This is a genomic window from Brevibacterium marinum (genome assembly GCF_011927955.1).
GTDB classification, from domain to species: Bacteria; Actinomycetota; Actinomycetes; order Actinomycetales; family Brevibacteriaceae; genus Brevibacterium; species Brevibacterium marinum.
In genome coordinates, this window is sequence record NZ_JAATJN010000001.1 from 718,613 (window position 1) to 736,770 (window position 18,158).

Genomic DNA, 18,158 nt, shown 5'->3' on the forward strand with positions numbered 1-18,158 from the left:
TATTTGACGATGCTGATGTTTGCTCAGGTTACACGTGAAATTCGAAGTAGGCATGCCGTTGGTAAACTCCATACGAGAGAATGAAGGGATTGATCATGATGGAGACACGGAGTTGATGAATCTATAAGCTGGGGTCTCTTTGAATCCTGTACGTACGTCAGGTCCATGAGCATCGGATCAATGACGTCCGTTTGTTGGAATCGTTTCACGTGGAACGGGGTACCATCGAACCCAGCGATTGCCGGCAATAGAACTATTCGCTCCTAACCGATCCCCATTACACGGTGCCGCCGCCCCATGCATGGTCTGCCTCTTTGAGTGATCATCGTGTGGTGGAGAGTGATAACTGGACGTCACAGTTGCACGCTGCTGTATACGGTGGCGGAAGGTTCCGGATTGTGTTGTGTGGGTTGGTCGCCGATATGCCTGTAAGTTTCACATGAAACAGCCGCTGATATCCACTCCACCTTCCACCGATTGCTGGCGTTGGTGTGTCCGAAACCGTTAGATCAGTGGCGCATGGCCAGCGCCAAAGATGGCCGTTCATGTAAGTTCCAAACCACCTCGATCGCGGAACGAATCTTCAACCCGCGAGAATGACTCGCTCGTCCTGGTTGGCTACCTTCAACTTGGGGAGTTTGTCTCTTAAGAATCACTCCTTGGTCGCCTGAGTTGAACAAGAAGGTTCAGCTGGTTAGCGTGGTGAGGCCTGGAATCCGCAGCGGAGGGCTCCTAGTGTATTTGCCCATTTCCTTTGACCCAGGGTGCATTTCGCGTCGCTTACCAGCTCGGGTTTCATGTGGAACGGCGTTTACACAGTTTCAAACCTGGAAGGTTCCTTCGGTAAGCGCGGGCTGGAGTGTGCGGCGGTGCAGGATGTGCAGGATGTGCAGGATGTGCAGGACCGTCGGGTTCCGCCGAACAGGGATTCCTGATTCGATCGATGGCTATAGTATGAGCAGTGTAGCTAAGCTTGCCGGGTTCTGCACTCGGTATCTCGTTCCCTTTCCCACCGTTGGTGGATAACTTGGGCGTTCCCGAGGGGAGTGAATCGTCTGCTGGGACGCATGCCTGGCGAGTCGCGGTGAAGTTGGCGCCGATATTTGCAGTTCTTTTTGGTGATTTCGACGATACTCGGTTTCACGTCGAACGGCGGAGGACGACCTGTCGGTAGTATTGAACTTCAGGAGGCCAACGCAAACGCTCGTTGTGGGTAACGATGTAGGTGTGCGGACTGGATCTTGTATGACCATGTCGTGGATTGGGAAATCGGCGATCCACCAGTGAACCGACACTATTCTGTTGTGTGGGGAGAACAAGAGCCGGTGGAGATTCTCATGCTCAGGGGCCACGGACCTCCGTTTCACGTGGAACACCGATTCAGGTTGCGGTCCCTTGTTTGTTCGATCCTTGGCTTCGACGAAATCACAGCGCATGTTAGCCCGGTGTGTCTTTGGAGTCGGGGGCCACTTGGGTTGTGTGTCCGTGTCCGCGCAGTCTTCCCGTTCATCCCTGGTGTCGAGTTCGGGTCTCGGCGGACCGAGAGTCAGGGGAAGGAACTCTGGATGGGTTTCATGTGAAACAGAAGGAGCGCTCTAGCTTGAAGGCGCTGGATTGCATGGTCAATGTGTGCGAAATGCAGCTAGTGGATCTGTCGCGACAGTAGATCGGCAGTAGAAATGCCGTCCGGGTGAAAATGTCGCTCCTCCGTTTGAACGGTCCCCGTTTGAGCCCAGCCGGTAGTCGACGTTGCCGAATTCAATTCGTTCGGTTGGCTTTCCCCTCGAGGATTGGAATCGATTATCCCGGACGCTGCAAATGTCTCACCGTCTGTCCAATGGGGCATATTTTCGTAGCTACGGGGACGGGTACGGGCACTGACTTTGTTCATTCACGCAAACCAATGCCAAGAGCGTTCGCGGTGTTGTGCGCCGTCGGTCGAGCTACCCGGAGTAGAGAGGCAATTGCCGAACCGATTCACGTGGAACGCCCACCAAAGAACAATCAGAATGCGAGAGTTCCACGTGAAACAGCGTTGAGCGTATGTCAGTTATACGCTTTGATCTCATCGAGACTCAATGTCCCCGTCTCGGGATCTGAGTCCTCGCGGACATACAGACGTTGCAGACCGGCTGCGATTCCGTCCGCGATTGCGTCACGAACATTTGAGTCCTCGAGGTTGTCGAGGTCGACAACGTTGGTGAGATACCCGGCAACGACATGCACTTTCGGCGTCCGCAGGCGCTTCAGCGAGGACCACGTGCGTGCATGGCTCCTGCAATCCTTCATGCCTGTCCGTGCGGCAAGCTCACTCTGGATCAATTCGGCCAGGCGTGCTCCCGTGGGTGAGTTGATATCGGAGTGGGTCTCGTGTCCGAAGTAGAAGGTCGCGATGCCATTCGCGTCTCTGGACTTATTGATGTCCGCAGTGACAGTGATGACCGCGGACGCTCCGAGCTGATCCGCCTTATTCACTTCAACGGCGTCACCGCTCAGAATGATGGCACCGGCACCCACTACCTCGAGACGCCCGGCAAGGCGGGTTGCAATATCTGTGGTGAGGCGTCGCTCGGTCTCCGCCTGTTCAGCCGTCATGGGGAGCGTTTCGAAATCTACAACTGTAGTTGCGGCCTCGATGACGAAGGTGCGTCCAGCGAGGGAAGTTCCTGAAGCGGCGACCCGCGCCCTCTCCTCCAGTGCGAAAAGGTTCCCCGTGTCTTGTTTTCGGTCGATGGCATCGAGCCCGCGCAGCGTTTGCGGCCCGGCTACACCGTCAACCTTCGTGCCGAGGCTCATCTGAAGCTCTTTGACGGCGCCTTCCGTCAGCGCAGAGTATTCGGCGTCCATCCGTCCCGGATAGAAGCCGAGCCCGGCGAGCGTGCGCTGCAGTCTGAGGACGTCATCGCCTGTAAGGACTCTTACGGGGTCGTAGCGGAGCACTCGATCGCCGAGCTGATATCTTGCGCGTTCGAGTTCTGAGAATGTCTCTGAGCCCATTACTCCATCGCAGAGGATCCCTCGGATCTGTTGGAACTGACGGACAGCTAGTTCGAAATCACGATCGAACACGTCGGATTCGGAGTGTCCGACGTTCAAACCCAGGCGAGCCATCTGAGATTTGATGTTCGGCAACACCTCAGAGCTGTCCCCGCGTGAATACTGCGGGTGTGGGTTGTTCGTCAATGCGTTGCCAATCTGCCGAGCGAAGTCCTGAGAAATGTTCCTGTCTGCCATGAGGATAGACCGAAGGCGCCTGTTGATCCTACAACAGGCGCCTTGGAACTTGCTCAGATGAAGTCGGAGAGCTCATCCTCGAGGGCCGGCTTGGGCCGGGCTCCGATGATGGTCTTGGCGACTTCGCCGTCCTTGAAGACGTAGAGCGCCGGAATCGAAGTGATTCCGTATTTGCTCGCTGTTTCGAGGTTGTCGTCGGTATTGAGCTTGACGACGTCGAGCTTGTCGGTGTTCTCTTCGCCGATCTGGTCGACGATCGGGCTGACCATTCGGCACGGGCCACACCAGGGAGCCCAGAAATCGACGAGTACTGGCTTGTCTGACTTCAATACGGTGTCTTCGAACGTGGCATCAGTGACTTCTGTCGACATGAGCAACCTTTCTTTCAGTGATGTTCTCCAATGGGAACAGCCTCGGTGAGGGATTCATTCCCCTGGTGACTTTCGCCGATCTGCACGCGACGCGGCCGAGCGACACCGGCCCCGTCGTCCCAGGAGACGATTGAGGAGTGAGCTGCTCAGGAAGCGACAGCTGCCGCAGCCCGAGCAGGTTCGGCCGTAACCGCCTCGGCCTGCTTCTGGGCGGTCTCGAGATCGGCGAGGTAGTGCTCGGCGTCGAGAGCGGCCGAGCACCCGGTACCGGCCGCGGTGATCGCCTGCCGATAGACGGAGTCGATGACGTCGCCGGCTGCGAACACGCCTTCGATGGCGGTCTTGGAGGTTCGTCCCTCGACGCCGAGATAACCATCGGGGCGCAGTGAGAGCTGATCGCTGAACAGGCTGGTGCGCGGGTCGGAGCCGATAGCCACGAAGAGTCCTGTGACCGGAAGCTCGGAAGTGTCCCCGGTGACCGTGTTGCGCACCGTCAGTCCAGTGAGGGAATCTTCGCCGTGGATTTCGGTTACCTCACTGTCGAGGACGTATTCGAGCTTTTCATCGGCGGCTGCCCGATCCTGCATGGCCTGTGAGGCTCGCAGTTCCTGACGGCGATGGATCAGCGTGACCTTGGACGCGAACCGCGTGAGGAAGGTCGCCTCTTCGAGTGCGGAGTCGCCACCCCCCACGACGGCGATGTGCTGGTTGCGGAAGAAGAACCCGTCACAGGTGGCGCACCAGCTGACCCCGTGTCCGGACAGTTTCTTCTCATTGGGAAGATCCAGCTCGCGGTATGCCGAGCCGGTCGCGAGGATGACGGCCTTTGCTGTGTATCTCGCGCCGAGCGCCGTTTCGATCTGATGCGCACCGGGCTCGAGCTCGAGGGTGGAGACATCGTCGTAGATCACCTCGGCGCCGAATCTCTCAGCCTGCTCACGCATGCTCTCCATGAGCTCGGGGCCCTGGACACCGGCAGGGAAACCGGGATAGTTCTCCACGTCGGTGGTGTTCATGAGCTCTCCACCGGCGGTGACAGAACCTGCAATGACCACGGGCGACAGATTCGCGCGAGCCGCGTAGACGGCTGCGGTGTACCCGGCCGGTCCCGACCCGATGATCACCAATTGTGTATCAGTCATGTGAAAATTCCCTGCTTCTGTTCGCTGTGTTCTTGACGCCCGCACGGTGGCGGCGCGGATTGCCTATCGTACGTGTAACCGTACGACGGTGGCGACTATTCCGCACGTGTTGGGAAGAGCCGCGGGACGAAACGGGCTGAGTGGACCGTGATGACACCGACCCCTTCCGGGCGTTGAGCGACTTGCGTCCGGACACGGCGAGGCGGTGTCGCTACTTGAAGTCGACGGTGTTGATGATGGCCCGGTGGCCACCCCCGTCCTGGGGAAGTTCGGTCACCCACAGGATCAGTTCGTCGGTTTCGACATCATCGTCGAGTTTGACGGTGACGTCATCGGAGTCGAACTTCCCCTCGCCCACCTTTTCGGCGTCTTCGGGGTCGGAGCCCTCCAGGATTTCGAAAGAGCCCCCCGAATTCGACGATTTCACCTTGACCTCTTTGATCGTGGTCTTGTCTTCGAACTCGAACAGCAGTCCGACACCGGACTTCAGGTTGCCGAATTCGGCCGAGTTGTAGCGATCGGTCCGCCACGATCCCTCGGTCTTGGGCTTGACGTCTTCGGCCGTGTCGTTGTTCTCCTCGTCATCCCCTTCGGGATCCAAGGCCGTGACCGTGTCGATCTTCGGCGGATCCGGCGTGGGTTCCTCGGACTTCGTCTCCGTCGGTTCCTCTGTCTCGGTCGGAGTCGGGGTCTCGGGGGCGGTTTCGGGCTCGGTGTCGTCGGAAGTGAAGTTGAATACGGCGATCGAGATCACGATTGCGGCGATGACGACCAGGGCGAGCACAAGCCAGGCGAAGGGCTTTCGCGAATTCGAGGCATCATCGTCTCCGCCCCCACCGTTGCCGGAACCGCCCCCGGAACCGCTGCCGACAGAGCCGCCGGCTGCAACGGCGGATGAGCCTGCCGTCGAACGGCCTGTACCATCCCCTGCAGACTTACCTCCGGCGACAGCCTGCTTCTTGCCCGACGATCCCTTCGACCCGGAGCCTGCAGCTGTGCCGGCCGCTGCGCTCGCGCCCGCGACGCCGGCGGCCCCCGCCGCGGCGGCCGTCGCACCCGCGGCATCGTCGGAGCCCTGATCGGCAGAGACAGCGGGAACGGGTGCGGTGGTACGGGTCGAATCCGAGTCAGGTTCATCGACCGGCTGTGGCGAGAGCCTGCGAACCTGCTTGGGAGGCGCAGCGGCATTCGCCTCCTGCCGTTTCGCCGACGAGGCTTCCTCGAGGGCGGCGATGCGGCGCCGAGCTTCGTCTTCCTTGGCCTGGGCGATGCGGCGCTCTCGCTCGTACTCGCGCAGCTGATGTTCGCGCTGCTGCTCACTGGTCTCGAACATTCCGCCGAGGAACCACGACCCGTCGTCCTCGTCGTCCATGATGACTCGTGTGTCGTTCTCATCCTCGGGTTCCTCATCACCGTCGTCGGTGACGAAGTCGAGGGACTGCGTGTCCGGATCCGATTCCTGGGCGTCGCGGTCCATGATCGGTGAAGTGAGATTCTCGTCGTACTCGTGTTCGGCATACGCGGAGTACTCCGAATAGGTCTGCTCAGGCTCCCATTCCTCCCAGTCCTGGGCGGCATTGTCGAGCTGCTCCTTGCCGATCGGGAAGCTCGACGCCTCGCGCATCTGCATGCGATCCGCGTACTGTCCGGTCATCTTGCCGCCGACGCCGGCGGCAAGACCGCGAGTTCCCGGACGTGTGATGCCGATGCGGACCAGAGCGGCCTTGACCTGGTCATCGCTGGCAGTGGTTGACCCAGTTCCCCCGATCGAGGTGGATCGAGGCGTGGGCAGGCTCGTCGCCTCGTCGAAGCTGTGCGGGGAATGGTTGAAGACACTGTCGTTGTCGGGCACCGGGGTCCGGTTGACGTAACGCAGCAGTTCGGCATCCCACTCGTCCAGGAAGCCCAGCACCTCGGCGACAGACCCCGGACCCGGATCGGATCCGGTGAGGATGCCGCTGACGAAATCATCGAGTTCATTGGAGATCTCGGGGTTGAGGGACTTCGCTCTCGCGATGCGGGAGTTCTCACGGCCCGCTGCGGGTATTCCGTTGGATGCCTCTTCAGCGGGCCAATAGCCGGTGATGGCGGCATAGAAGAGCCGGATGAGTCCGAGCGCATCCTCTCGAGATGCCTGTGTCGGCGTGTAGTCCTCAGGCTGGATCACTCCTGTGCCGAGGGCGAGAGCGGCATCGATGCCGATGCCGGAGACCAGCACGGTGCCCTTGGTCGTGATCCCCACCGTGTTCGGGCGCAGGAACATGTGGAACAGGCCGCGTCGGGCAGCGGTGACGAGGACCGTCCCGATCTCGCCGATGAGGGCGCAGGCGGCATCGATGGGCAGGGGCGACTTCGGCAGGATCTCGCCCAACGCGGTGACGGCGATGCGTTTGGACACGACATAGTCGAGTCCGTTCGAATGACCGACGTCGAGAGTGGGGGCAATACGATGATCGCCGAGGATGGAGACCCGTCGCGCTGCCTCGAGCACGTCCGTGGATCCATCGGCATCGGCGACGTGGATGAGGACGGGTTCGTCGAGGATGGCGTCGAGGGCCGTGCACACGGCGCCCGCCTGGGGGTTGTCCTCGAGCCACCGGCGGTCGACCGTTGATACGACGTAACGACCGGCAACAACCATGCCGGGTTCGATATCGATCAGGGCGACCACCTCCAGAGGGCTTCAATGCACAGGCTATTTTCTTAGTTTTCCAGCAACGATGCCAATAATCGAATGCAACTCTCGGACTTTCAGCAAATAACATGCTCCCAGGAAGACAATGAGCATGAGCGTGCCGACGCCCGCTGTGGAGACGAACGCCTGCCACCGCCCCGACAGTGCGAAGTCGGGGAAGAAGACGAGCAGCCCGTAACCCGCCAAACCAGCAAGCAAAGCTGCTACCAAGAACTTCACGTGAGCGCCCAGGATCTCGCGCACGTCGATTCCGCCCAGGCGCTTCGACAGGAGCGAGAAGGACAGGATCATGGCGAACAGATATCCCAAGCTCATCGCCAGACCGATGATGGCCACGGTGACGGAACTCGGGAAGATCGAGGCCGAAAGCACCGCCAGAGACTGGAAGATCACCTGGGGAAGCTGGATGAGGAACGGAGTCTTCGCATCCTCATAGGCGTAGAAGACCCTCTGTGCCAGGTAGTTCGCGCTGAAGGGAATGAGGCCGAACACCATGGTGATGATCACGAGTCCCACGGCCATGGCCTGTTCGCGACCGTCGCCGGCAATGATCATCGCCACCGGGGAGGCGAGCACGATGAGGGCCGCCACGGCAAAGGAGTTGACGAGTCCGACCATGCGCACGCCCATGGAGAAGTCGCCGACGACCGCCTCGGTGTCGTTGTTGGCGGCCTTCTTGCTCAGCGAGGTGAAGAGCGCCGTGGCCAGGGACACCGCGATGAGCGAGTGCGGGAGCATGAAGACGAGATAGCCGTACGAATAGGCCGCGTTCGCGGCATTGCCCCCGCCGGGGACCGAGGCACCGGCGGCGACACGGGAGATGACGAGGAACCCCAGCTGCCCGATGATCATGGCAGCGAAGGTCCAGAACGCCACCTTGCCGGCGGTGCCGAGCCCGACGCCGCGGAAGCCGAAGGTCGGCCGGTATTTGAAGCCGATGCGCTTCAACGGCCAGATCAGGATGAGCGCCTGGGCTACGACACCCAGCGTGGCCGATCCTGCTATGAGGGCGATCATATCCGGCGTCCAGGTGCTCAGCCCATGCGGAGTGGCATCGTTCGAGCCGAAGACCAGGATGAAGGCGAGGAGACCGGCGATGGCGACGATGTTGTTGAGCACCGGCGCCCACATATAGGGACCGAAGGAGGAATTGGCGTTGAGCACCTGGCCTAGGAGCGTGTAGAGGCCGTAGAAGAACAGCTGCGGCAGGCACCAGAAGGCGAAGGCCGTGGCCAGCGCCATCTGGTCCGGGCCCCATCCCGATGAGTAGAGCCAGACGAGCAGAGGAGCTGCCAGGGTGGCGACGATGCTCACCGCCGCCAAGATCATGAACGACAGGGTGAGCAGTCGGTTGGTGTAGTCCTGCCCCCCGTCCCTGCGTTTCGTCGCACGCACGAGCTGCGGGACGAGGACGGCGTTGACGACGCCGCCGGCCAGCAGCATGTACAGGGTGTTGGGCACCTTGTTGGCGACGTCGAAGGCATCGGCCTGAACGGCGGTGACCCCGAGCGCCGTCGCCAGCAGCGAGGCCTTGGCCAAGCCCAATATCCGCGAGGTCAGTGTCCCCGCGGACATGATGGCCGAGGATTTGGCCAATGAAGAGAGACTGGACAAGTCCTACCTCGTTTCCGAATCGTCATTCTTCGCGCGGGCCATCGCATCGGCCAGCTGCTGTTCTGGGATCTTCCTGCGTCCTCGTGAGATCGTCTTGATCAAGCCGATCACGAACACGGACGCCAGAGCCAATCCGACGACGGCCGTTCCGATGTTCTCCCAGTCGGCCCGGACCCTGACCAGCAGGGATTCGTCCTTGGACAGGACGACCTCATCGGCTGTGACCATTTCGATCGTCGTCGGCACATCGGCATTGGCCAGGCCCTCGACGGGAACGTCGACGCGCATCGTCTCCTCGGAGGGGACGACGACGGTCTCCGTGGGATCGGCCCGCAGCTGCGGAGTCTTCGGCTTCATTCGGATCTTCATCGTCGCATCGGCGGATGTGTCGTTGACGATCGTGACCGGGATCGTCGTCTCCTCCCCGGTGACCAGCAGCACCGAGGATCCCTTCTCGAGGTAGAGGCTGTCCATCGTCTTCTCACTCGCAGCCCGGGCATCGTCGGCGCAGCGCTTGGCATTGCCGCCCAGAGTCCAGGCCGCCGAGGTGCAGCTGAGCAGCTCTCGGTCCATCCTCGCGTTCGCCGCGTCCGGGTCGGAGAACACTCTGTTGAATGTCTTCTGCGTCTTGCGGGTCTCCGCAAGGCTCTGCACGGCCTTCGCACCGATGTTGCGCGCGTCCGTTCCCTGTCGCAGCAGGCCGCGAGGCACGACATCGGAGTCGAGGAGTTCATCGACGCCGGACGGATCGATCCAGGGCGAGTCCGCGATGGCACCGACCGTCTTCTCCCAGTTCGCCGAGGCGGCCGACCGCGGCATGGGCAGCAGCAGGTGCCGTGTGCGGTAGGGGGCCTCGGCTTGGATCGCGGCGGTCGTGGCCACCAGTTCCGAAATCCCCGAGGCCGGATGTTCGGATTCGGTGATCTTCGCGCTCTGACTGGTCAGCGAAGTATCCGTGACCAGGGTGTCCAGCGATGACTGTGCATCGGAGGTGATGCGCGTCTTCGAGTGTGCGTCATCGCGGATGCCGGTCAGCGAAGGCTGCTGATCATCGTTGAGGATCACAGTCGAGTCGCCCGCATCGGCGAAGTCGTCGAGCTGATCGCGCTGGGCGGTGCCGGAGATCGGCCAGGCGACGTCGGTCCTGGCCTCCGGCAGGACGTCCTTGACCAACTTCCGCTGCTTCAGTGCGAAGGTGTTCAGACTCTTCAGCCCTCCGCTCATCAGGGAAGACTGATCGGGGTCGCCGAAGGGCAGAGCGATGACGGTGTGCGACCTCGCTTTGTCGAGGAAGTCGTTATACCAGGCGTCGAGGCGTTTGCGCTGGGCTTCTTCGGCGTCGGTCTCTGTGGTGTTCTGGTCGTCGGCACCGCCCTCCTCGGAATTCGCACCCGGGTCGGTGTCCTGAGCATCGGGTCCCGAAGGCGTGGTCTCGGTGTCTGTCGGGGTGGGTTCTGCACTGTCCTCGGAATCGGAGCCGTCATCCTCGGAAGGAGGCCCGGCCACAGCGGATTCGAACGAGGCGATGATCCGCGGATCGAGGGCTATGCCGACTCCGGGCGTGTCGAGGACGTTCATGATCGCGGACAGCGCACCTTCTTCGCCGATCGCCTTCTCGAGCTCGTCCGGGTCGATGATTCCGTCGGTGGTGCGGCCCGGCAGCGTCACCGGCGCGAGCATGCTGATCTTCGTCTTGTCGAACTTCGGGCTCGGATACCAGGTGGAGAATCCGACCCCGGAGGCGCGCAGCCCCGTTGAGTCGGCCAATTGCACGCTCAGTCCGCGCGGTCCCCAGTTGGACACCGGTGATGACTTCTTCAGCCCGAGTCGGTCCGCGGGGACGGAGAACGTGAATTCGGCGGAGGAACCCGCCGCGATCTCATCGTCGAAGGAGGTGTCCACCGACGTCATCGGATCGGGTTCCTCCTCCGTTGTCTCCTTCGCCTCCTTGCGGGCCTCGGGGCCGTTCTCGTCGAGGTCCGCGATGCGGCGGTTCTGGGACTGGTCCGTCTTCCAGTCGTCGATGCGGGGTTCGGTGTTGAGCTTCTGTGAGGACATCGCGAGCCGCAGATCCGGATCGGAGATCGACTGATCCGAGGAATTCGTGATCACGCCTCGGACCTTGAGCGTGCCGTCCCCGTCGACCCAGGGCGTCACCTCGTCGAGGGTGATCGATACATCGGAGTCCGACGCGGCCGCGGGCGTGGAGTCCAGGAGCGGGAATGCGAAAACTGACCCTGCGAGCAGAAGGACTGTGCTCAGCAGGGCGAGGAGGAAACGCATATGACTGATGGGTTTCACTGCTCCAATCGGGCAACCATCGGGCGGGCGGCGGCAACGATGCGACGTTCATTGGCGAAGGAGAGGCGGGAGCGCAGATCCTCGAAGGGAATCCACGCGGCGTCGATCGCTTCCTGGTCAGGATCATTATCCACGGTCAGGGTGCCGGAGCGCGCACGCAGCAGGAAGTGATGGACGAGTTTGTGGATTCGGATTCCGGTCACCGTGAACCAGTAGTCGACGGTGCCCAGCGGGCAGATGATCTGTCCGCGGATCCCGGTCTCCTCCTCCACCTCACGTCGAGCCGCCTCGGCGGGGGTCTCGATTCCTTCGAGATGACCCTTGGGCAGGCACCATTCGATGCGTCCCGCACGATTGATCCGGGCGATCACGGCCACGGTCAGCTCCGGGCGTGTGAAGTCGACTACGATGCCCCCGGCGGAAATCTCCTCAACCGTGGTGCGACGGGACGCCCTGGGTCCCGGCTTGGGCATCGGTGTGGTCATTCTCCTACCTTAGTAGGCGATTCTTGGAAGTGTCGTCGGACGCGCTCCCGGTAGGCTGGACTCGGCTGTAGATGAGTCGTCTCCGCACGGAACGCACACGGTAGAACACGAAGGAGCTCGGTGGACCCGAAGACTGCGCACACCCGTCTGTACGACAAGCTCGATGAGCTCGAGAACATCCTCGGGCCGCTGGGTCAGCGCTTCGCCGCGGCCGGATTCGAGCTCGCGCTCGTCGGCGGGTCCGTCCGCGATGCGCTGCTGGGCCGGCCGATGCCCGATCTCGACTTCACCACGGATGCGCACCCCGACGACATCCTCGGCCTCATCTCGGATTGGGTGGATACACACTGGGACATCGGACGAGAGTTCGGTACGATCGGCGCGATCAAGGCCGGTGTGCAGATCGAGATCACCACCTACCGGGCCGAGGCCTACGATCCCGATTCCCGCAAACCTGCGGTGAGTTTCGGCACGGACCTCGACGCTGATCTCATCCGACGTGACTTCACGATCGGGGCGATGGCGATCCGTCTGCCGTCGATGACCTTCGTCGATCCTCATCACGGCTTCACCGACCTCGTCGAGGGTGTCATCCGCACCCCGGGCAGCCCCGCGGATTCGTTCTCCGACGATCCGCTGCGCATGATGCGGGCCGCTCGTTTCACGTCTCAGCTGGGACTCGATCCCGTCGCCGAGGTGGAGACCGCGATGCGCGACATGGCCGATCGCATCGCGATCATCTCCGCCGAACGCATCCAGGTCGAGCTGTACAAGCTCATGACCGGCATCGATCCGGCCGCAGGCATCGACCTGCTGGTGCGCACCGATGTCGCCGACCATGTCCTGCCCGAGGTTTCCGGGCTCCGGTTGGAGACCGATGAGCATCACAGGCACAAGGACGTCTACCAGCATTCTCTGACCGTGCTGCGTCAGGCCGTTGCGCTCGAAGAGCGGTACGCGGCCAAGCCGCGGGAGGCCGAGATGAGCTCGGATGACCCCAACCGTCTCACCATGCCCGATTTCACCGTTCGCTTCGCGGCCCTCATGCACGATGTCGGCAAGCCGGCGACCCGCCGGTTCCTGCCCGGTGGTGCCGTCACCTTCTATCACCACGATGCCGTCGGGGCGAAGCTGACGGCGAAGCGGATGAAGGCGCTGCGCTTCGACAAGGACACGACCAAGGCCGTCGGCCGCCTCGTCGAGCTGCATCTGCGCTTCTACGGCTACGGCGATGCCGGGTGGACGGATTCGGCTGTGCGCCGCTATGTCACCGATGCCGGTCCGCTGCTCTCCCGCCTGCACATCCTGACTCGGGCAGATGTGACGACGCGGAACAGGAAGAAGGCCGATCGGCTCGCATTCGCCTATGACGATCTGGAGCAGCGGATCGAGAAGCTCAGCGAACAGGAGGAGCTGGACGCGATCCGGCCCGATCTCGACGGTCGCCAGATCATGGCCATCCTCGGCATCGAGCCCTCACCGCTGGTGGGCAGGGCGTACAAGCACCTGCTCGACGAGCGGATGGAGAAAGGTCCCCTGGGTCCCGAGCGTGCCGAAGAGGTCCTGCGTCAGTGGTGGGCGGAGAACGGTCCGGCCGATTCGGGGTCTGATTCGGGGGCGGCGGACAAAGGCTCTGCAGAGACGGAGCCGGCCGAAGACTCTTGAGGCGCCCCCGCCTGTCGCCTTGCTCACATCAACTGATAGCTTCGTTATTCGCGTAGGTTTGTGCTTGTCGTCACACAGTGTGGCGCGGGCGACGATGTGAGGAGACCATGATGACTGTGACAGACGAGTTCCGTGCAGCCAGAGACAAGCTGATCGAGGTGCGCAGCGACGCTGCCGCGGCGAGTGAGGGCTTCGAATGGCCGCGCTTCGACCACTTCAACTTCGGCATCGACTGGTTCGACAAGGTCGCCGAGGGCAACGACAACCCGGCACTGTGGATCGTCGAGCAGGACGGCACCGAGGGCAAATGGAGCTATGCGGAACTCTCCCGCCGGTCCAACCAGGTGGCCAACTTCCTCCGCCGTTGCGGAGTGAAGCGCGGGGACCATGTCATGGTCATGCTCAACAACCAGGTCGAGCTGTGGGAGACGATGCTGGCCGGCATCAAGCTCGGTGCGGTGCTCCTGCCCACGACCACCCAGCTCGGCCCCATCGACCTCACCGATCGCGTCGAGCGCGGAAAGGCCGAGTTCGTCATCGCCGGGCCCGACGATGCCGCGAAGTTCGACGAGGTCGACGCCGAGGTGATCCGCATCGTCGTCGGTGCCGAGGCAGGCCGCCAGCAGGACTACGGCTACGCCGATGCCGACGACGAGGAGATTGACTTCGACCCGCAGGGCTCCTCCCGTGCCGATGACCTGCTGCTCCTCTACTTCACCTCGGGCACGACCTCGAAGGCGAAGATGGTCGCCCACTCGCACGTGTCCTACCCCGTCGGTCACCTGTCCACGATGTATTGGATGGGTCTGACCCCGGGGGATGTCCACCTCAATGTCGCCTCACCCGGGTGGGCCAAGCATGCCTGGTCGAACATCTTCACCCCCTGGATCGCCGAATCCTGCGTCTTCCTCTACAACTACTCCCGCTTCGACGCGAATGCGCTCATGGAGACCATGGATCGGGTGGGTGTGACGAGCTTCTGCGCCCCGCCGACCGTGTGGCGCATGCTCATCCAGGCAGACCTGAAGCACCTCAAAACGCCGCCGAGGATCGCCCTCGGCGCCGGAGAGCCCCTCAATCCGGAGGTCATCGACCGGGTCGAACAGGAATGGGGCGTCCTCATCCGCGACGGCTACGGCCAGACCGAGACCACCCTGCAGGTCGGCAACTCCCCTGATCAGGAACTCAAATACGGGTCCATGGGCAAGGTGCTGCCCGGCTATGACGTGGTCCTCATCGATCCGGCGACCGGCGAAGAGGGCAGCGAGGGCGAGATCTGCCTCCGCCTCGATCCCCGACCGCTGGGCCTGACGAGCGGCTACTGGTCGAATGAGGAGAAGACCGCCGAGGCCTTCAAGGACGGCGTCTATCACACCGGTGACGTGGCCGAGCGGGACGAGAACGGCTACATCACCTACGTCGGTCGCGCCGATGACGTGTTCAAAGCCAGCGACTACCGCCTGTCCCCGTTCGAGCTCGAGAGCGTCCTCATCGAGCATGAGGCCGTCGCCGAGGCGGCTGTGGTCCCCTCGCCGGACCCTGTCCGTCTCGCCGTCCCCAAGGCCTACGTCGTTCCCGCGAGCGGATTCGAGGCCGACGCCGACACCGCGCGGGCCATCCTCGCCTACTGCCGTGAGCACCTCGCGCCCTACAAGCGCATCCGCCGTCTCGAGTTCTCCGAGCTGCCGAAGACGATCTCCGGCAAGATCCGCCGCGTCGAGCTCCGTGCGCGCGAGGATCAGCTGCACCCCTTCAGCGGCGAGCCGGCTGTCGAAGGCAAGGAGTACGCGGACACGGACTTCGACCTCAAGGGATGACCACACTCGTTCATGGCCGAGTCAGGGCCTCGCTGTCGCCTCGACGCCACAGAGGGACCCTGACTCGGCCATGTGTCCGCAGCGGATCCGGCGGGTGTCCGGAAGGTGAAAATTGAATGAATGTGAGCAATTCGGCACCGGATGTGACCAATCGGCCGGGCCGAAGGTAAAATCCCTGGTGAGCACGTATATGTAAAGCTACTCAGATTTCCTGATAAGTAATGTCCGGGGTCGGAGCTTACGGGATTCAGCGGATTTTCACTCTGTTCCAAAGAATGCGTGCCACACTGAAACCCACGTGTGACCTTATCGAACCTCGTCGCCACGCAATGCGGCAGGCTAACTGACCTGGAGGACCTTGGGTGGCTAACGGACAAAGACAAGCCAAAACCAGAGGCAAGAAAACGAAGAATATTCTCAACTATCCCCGCAGAGGTGTGAGCGGATGGACGCGTTTTCTACCCAGCATTCGGTTGTTGGTCGTTGGTGGGCTCAGCCTCATCATCGCCATGTGCGTGCTTTTCACTGTCGGTTATGCAGCCACGGATATCCCTGAGCCCAACATCGAGGCCACGGGTCAGACGTCGACCATCTACTACAACGACGGCAAGACTCCCATCGGTCAGTACAAGGTCCAAGATCGCGAGTCTGTGCCGATCGAAGAGATCTCCGAACCGATGCGCAAGGCGGCGATCGCTGCCGAAGACACCTCGTTCTACGAGAACCGCGGAATCTCGATCAAGGGACTATCCCGCGCAGTCGTCGGTGTTGCCACCAACCAGTACGCCGGCGGCGGTTCGACGATCACACAGCAGTATGTGAAGAACTTCTACCTCACCAATGAGCACTCCCTGGATCGCAAGGTCAAGGAGATGTTCATCTCCCTCAAGATCGACCAGCAGCAGAGCAAGGACGAAATCCTCGCCGACTACCTCAACACGATCTACCTCGGTCGCAGGTCGTACGGAGTCGAGGTCGCCAGCCAGAACTACTTCGACAAGTCGGCGAAGGATCTCAATGTCAGCGAGTCCGCACTGTTGGCCGCGATGATCCAGCGCCCGGGCTCAGCGGACCCTGGAGAGAACCCCGAGGCGTACGAGTCCCGTTTCAACTATGTCGTGAAGTCGATGGCAGATGAGGGCTTCATCACCGAGGAGCAGGCCGACAAGATCGAGATGCCCGAGGTGAAGGAACCGAACAAGGAGGAGTCCCTCAGTGGCCAGACGGGCTACATGTGGGAGTACGTCCGCCGCGAGGCCCTGCGGAAACTCGACATCGACGAGGCTCAGCTCGATCGTGGAGGCTACGACATCGTCACCACCTTCGACGAGGATCGGATGAAGGAGGCCGAGAAGGCCATTGAGAATCTGCCGCCCGATCAGCCCGAGGGTCTGCAGGCCGGTTTGGTGTCGATGGATCCGAAGTCAGGTGGCATCGAGGCCTTCTACGGCGGCGAGAACTACCTGGACCAGGCATTCAACGTCTCGACGCAGGGCCACGCTCAGGCCGGTTCGACGTTCAAGCCCTTCGCGCTCGTGGCGGGCTTTGAGAACGGTGTGCGTCTGACCGACATGTATCCGGGCAGCCCGTCGACCTTCAATGCCGATGGCACCACATGGACTCCACACAACTTCGGCAATTCCAGCTATGGTCCGGTGACCTTGCTCAAGGCGACCCAATCGTCGATCAACACGGCCTACGCTGCACTCAACATCCAGGTCGGACCCGATAAGACTGTCGACGTCGCGGAGCGTGCCGGATTGAGCGGAAATTGCACGGACGAGCAGATGGAGACGGGCGACACCCGCAACTGCACGATCGGGCTGACCGCCAACATGTCGAATGTGCTGGGCACACCCAGCGTCAAGGTCATTGACATGGCGAACGCCTACTCGACCTTCGCCTCCAACGGCGTCAAGCACGACGCCCACGCCATCGAGTCGGTCAAGCAGGGCGAAGACGACAAGGAGATCTACAAGTCGGACACCAAGGGTACGCGCGTGTTCGACAAAGCGGTCGCCGCTGAGACCTCTTACGCTCTGAGCCAGGTCATCGACGGAGGTTCCGGCAGCTACGCGCAGCAGCTGGGCCGACCTGCCGCCGGCAAGACCGGTACCACCAGCAGCAACAAGGCGGCGTGGTTCTCCGGATACACTCCGAACCTGTCGACCTCGGTTGTCCTCTACCGTGAGGTCGATGGCAAGTCGGTGTCCATCGGCTCCTATGGCGGACGTGGTGAAGTCACCGGTGGATCCTTCCCGATCCAAGTGTGGACGGAATACATGCAGGACGCTCTGGAAGGCGTCGACGTCGAAGAGTTCCCCGAACGCGGTGAGCTTCCCGACAAGCCGAAGCCCGAGAACACGAATGAGCCGGCACCACCACCTGAGCCGGAGGCGCCGGACGATAACAACGGCGAGAACGGCAGCAACGGCGGCGATGGCGACGACTCCGAGGAAGAGGCCCCGGACGACGAGCCGACCGAAGAGCCGACGGACGACGAAGACAACGGCAAGGACAAGGACAGCGAGAAGGACGCCGACGGCTCGAAGGATTCCAAGGACTCCGATGGTTCCAACGACGGTCGAGAGGACAATGGTTCTTCGAACGACGATGAGAGCGGCTCGAATGACGGCGGCGACGGCGGCGGAGGAGACTCCGGCGACGGTGGCGGCTCCGGTTCATCAACGGGTGGCTCCGACACTGGCAACGGTTCCGACACTGGAGGCGGTGAAAGGGGAAGTGACTCCGACGGGAGTGACAATGACGGCGGCATTGGAATATCAGACTCCGAAGGTAATAGCTTTCCCACTGAATAAGTCGGCTCAGTGGCC

Annotated in this window: 10 protein-coding genes; 3 read left to right on the top strand and 7 right to left on the bottom strand. The window is 61.9% G+C overall.

Annotation, left to right across the window (positions count from 1 at the left end; genetic code table 11):
* Positions 1 to 2,046: 2,046 nt before the first annotated feature.
* The 7 genes from BKA07_RS03140 to BKA07_RS03170 all read right to left on the bottom strand — a co-directional run bounded on the left by BKA07_RS03140 (position 2,047) and on the right by BKA07_RS03170 (position 11,842).
* The gene (locus BKA07_RS03140) at positions 2,047 to 3,234 is read right to left on the bottom strand and encodes an N-acetylmuramoyl-L-alanine amidase (RefSeq protein WP_245161818.1); all 1,188 of its coding nucleotides are present in this window, start codon (positions 3,232 to 3,234) and stop codon (positions 2,047 to 2,049) included.
* A 53-nt stretch (positions 3,235 to 3,287) separates the two neighbouring features.
* Complete coding sequence (trxA, locus tag BKA07_RS03145; protein WP_167949611.1) at positions 3,288 to 3,605, bottom strand: thioredoxin; 318 nt, start codon at positions 3,603 to 3,605, stop codon at positions 3,288 to 3,290.
* Between the two features lie 146 nt (positions 3,606 to 3,751).
* Entirely contained in the window at positions 3,752 to 4,747 is a 996-nt protein-coding gene (gene trxB, locus BKA07_RS03150) for a thioredoxin-disulfide reductase (protein ID WP_167949612.1), read from the bottom strand.
* Between the two features lie 211 nt (positions 4,748 to 4,958).
* The gene (locus BKA07_RS03155; protein WP_167949613.1) at positions 4,959 to 7,418 is read right to left on the bottom strand and encodes a virulence factor MviN; all 2,460 of its coding nucleotides are present in this window, start codon (positions 7,416 to 7,418) and stop codon (positions 4,959 to 4,961) included.
* A 24-nt stretch (positions 7,419 to 7,442) separates the two neighbouring features.
* Complete coding sequence (gene murJ, locus BKA07_RS03160) at positions 7,443 to 9,056, bottom strand: murein biosynthesis integral membrane protein MurJ (RefSeq protein WP_167949614.1); 1,614 nt, start codon at positions 9,054 to 9,056, stop codon at positions 7,443 to 7,445.
* A gap of 3 nt (positions 9,057 to 9,059) precedes the next feature.
* Entirely contained in the window at positions 9,060 to 11,357 is a 2,298-nt protein-coding gene (locus tag BKA07_RS03165; RefSeq protein WP_167949615.1) for a DUF6049 family protein, read from the bottom strand.
* The gene (locus tag BKA07_RS03170) at positions 11,354 to 11,842 is read right to left on the bottom strand and encodes an NUDIX domain-containing protein (protein ID WP_245161819.1); all 489 of its coding nucleotides are present in this window, start codon (positions 11,840 to 11,842) and stop codon (positions 11,354 to 11,356) included. Before BKA07_RS03170 ends, BKA07_RS03165 begins: the two co-directional genes overlap by 4 nt.
* 120 nt (positions 11,843 to 11,962) lie before the next feature.
* Here BKA07_RS03170 and BKA07_RS03175 point away from each other — a divergent pair, with 120 nt between their 5' ends.
* The 3 genes from BKA07_RS03175 to BKA07_RS03185 all read left to right on the top strand — a co-directional run bounded on the left by BKA07_RS03175 (position 11,963) and on the right by BKA07_RS03185 (position 18,143).
* Positions 11,963 to 13,507: a CCA tRNA nucleotidyltransferase gene (locus BKA07_RS03175; RefSeq protein ID WP_167949616.1), complete on the top strand. Its 1,545-nt coding sequence runs from the start codon at positions 11,963 to 11,965 to the stop codon at positions 13,505 to 13,507.
* Positions 13,508 to 13,617: 110 nt separating this feature from the next.
* Positions 13,618 to 15,324 carry an AMP-binding protein gene (locus tag BKA07_RS03180; RefSeq protein ID WP_167949617.1) on the top strand — a complete coding sequence of 569 codons (1,707 nt, stop codon included), beginning with the start codon at positions 13,618 to 13,620 and terminating at the stop codon, positions 15,322 to 15,324.
* 509 nt (positions 15,325 to 15,833) lie between these two features.
* Entirely contained in the window at positions 15,834 to 18,143 is a 2,310-nt protein-coding gene (locus tag BKA07_RS03185) for a transglycosylase domain-containing protein (protein ID WP_209044065.1), read from the top strand.
* The last annotated feature ends 15 nt before the right edge of the window (positions 18,144 to 18,158 follow it).

Bases quoted from the DNA above. Each gene is read 5' to 3' on its own strand.
- trxA (WP_167949611.1), bottom strand. From the start codon at position 3,605: ATGTCGACAGAAGTCACTGATGCCACGTTCGAAGACACCGTATTGAAG.
- BKA07_RS03140 (WP_245161818.1), bottom strand. From the start codon at position 3,234: ATGGCAGACAGGAACATTTCTCAGGACTTCGCTCGGCAGATTGGCAAC.
- BKA07_RS03185 (WP_209044065.1), top strand. From the start codon at position 15,834: ATGTGCGTGCTTTTCACTGTCGGTTATGCAGCCACGGATATCCCTGAG.
- trxB (WP_167949612.1), bottom strand. From the start codon at position 4,747: ATGACTGATACACAATTGGTGATCATCGGGTCGGGACCGGCCGGGTAC.
- BKA07_RS03180 (WP_167949617.1), top strand. From the start codon at position 13,618: ATGACTGTGACAGACGAGTTCCGTGCAGCCAGAGACAAGCTGATCGAG.
- BKA07_RS03170 (WP_245161819.1), bottom strand. From the start codon at position 11,842: ATGACCACACCGATGCCCAAGCCGGGACCCAGGGCGTCCCGTCGCACC.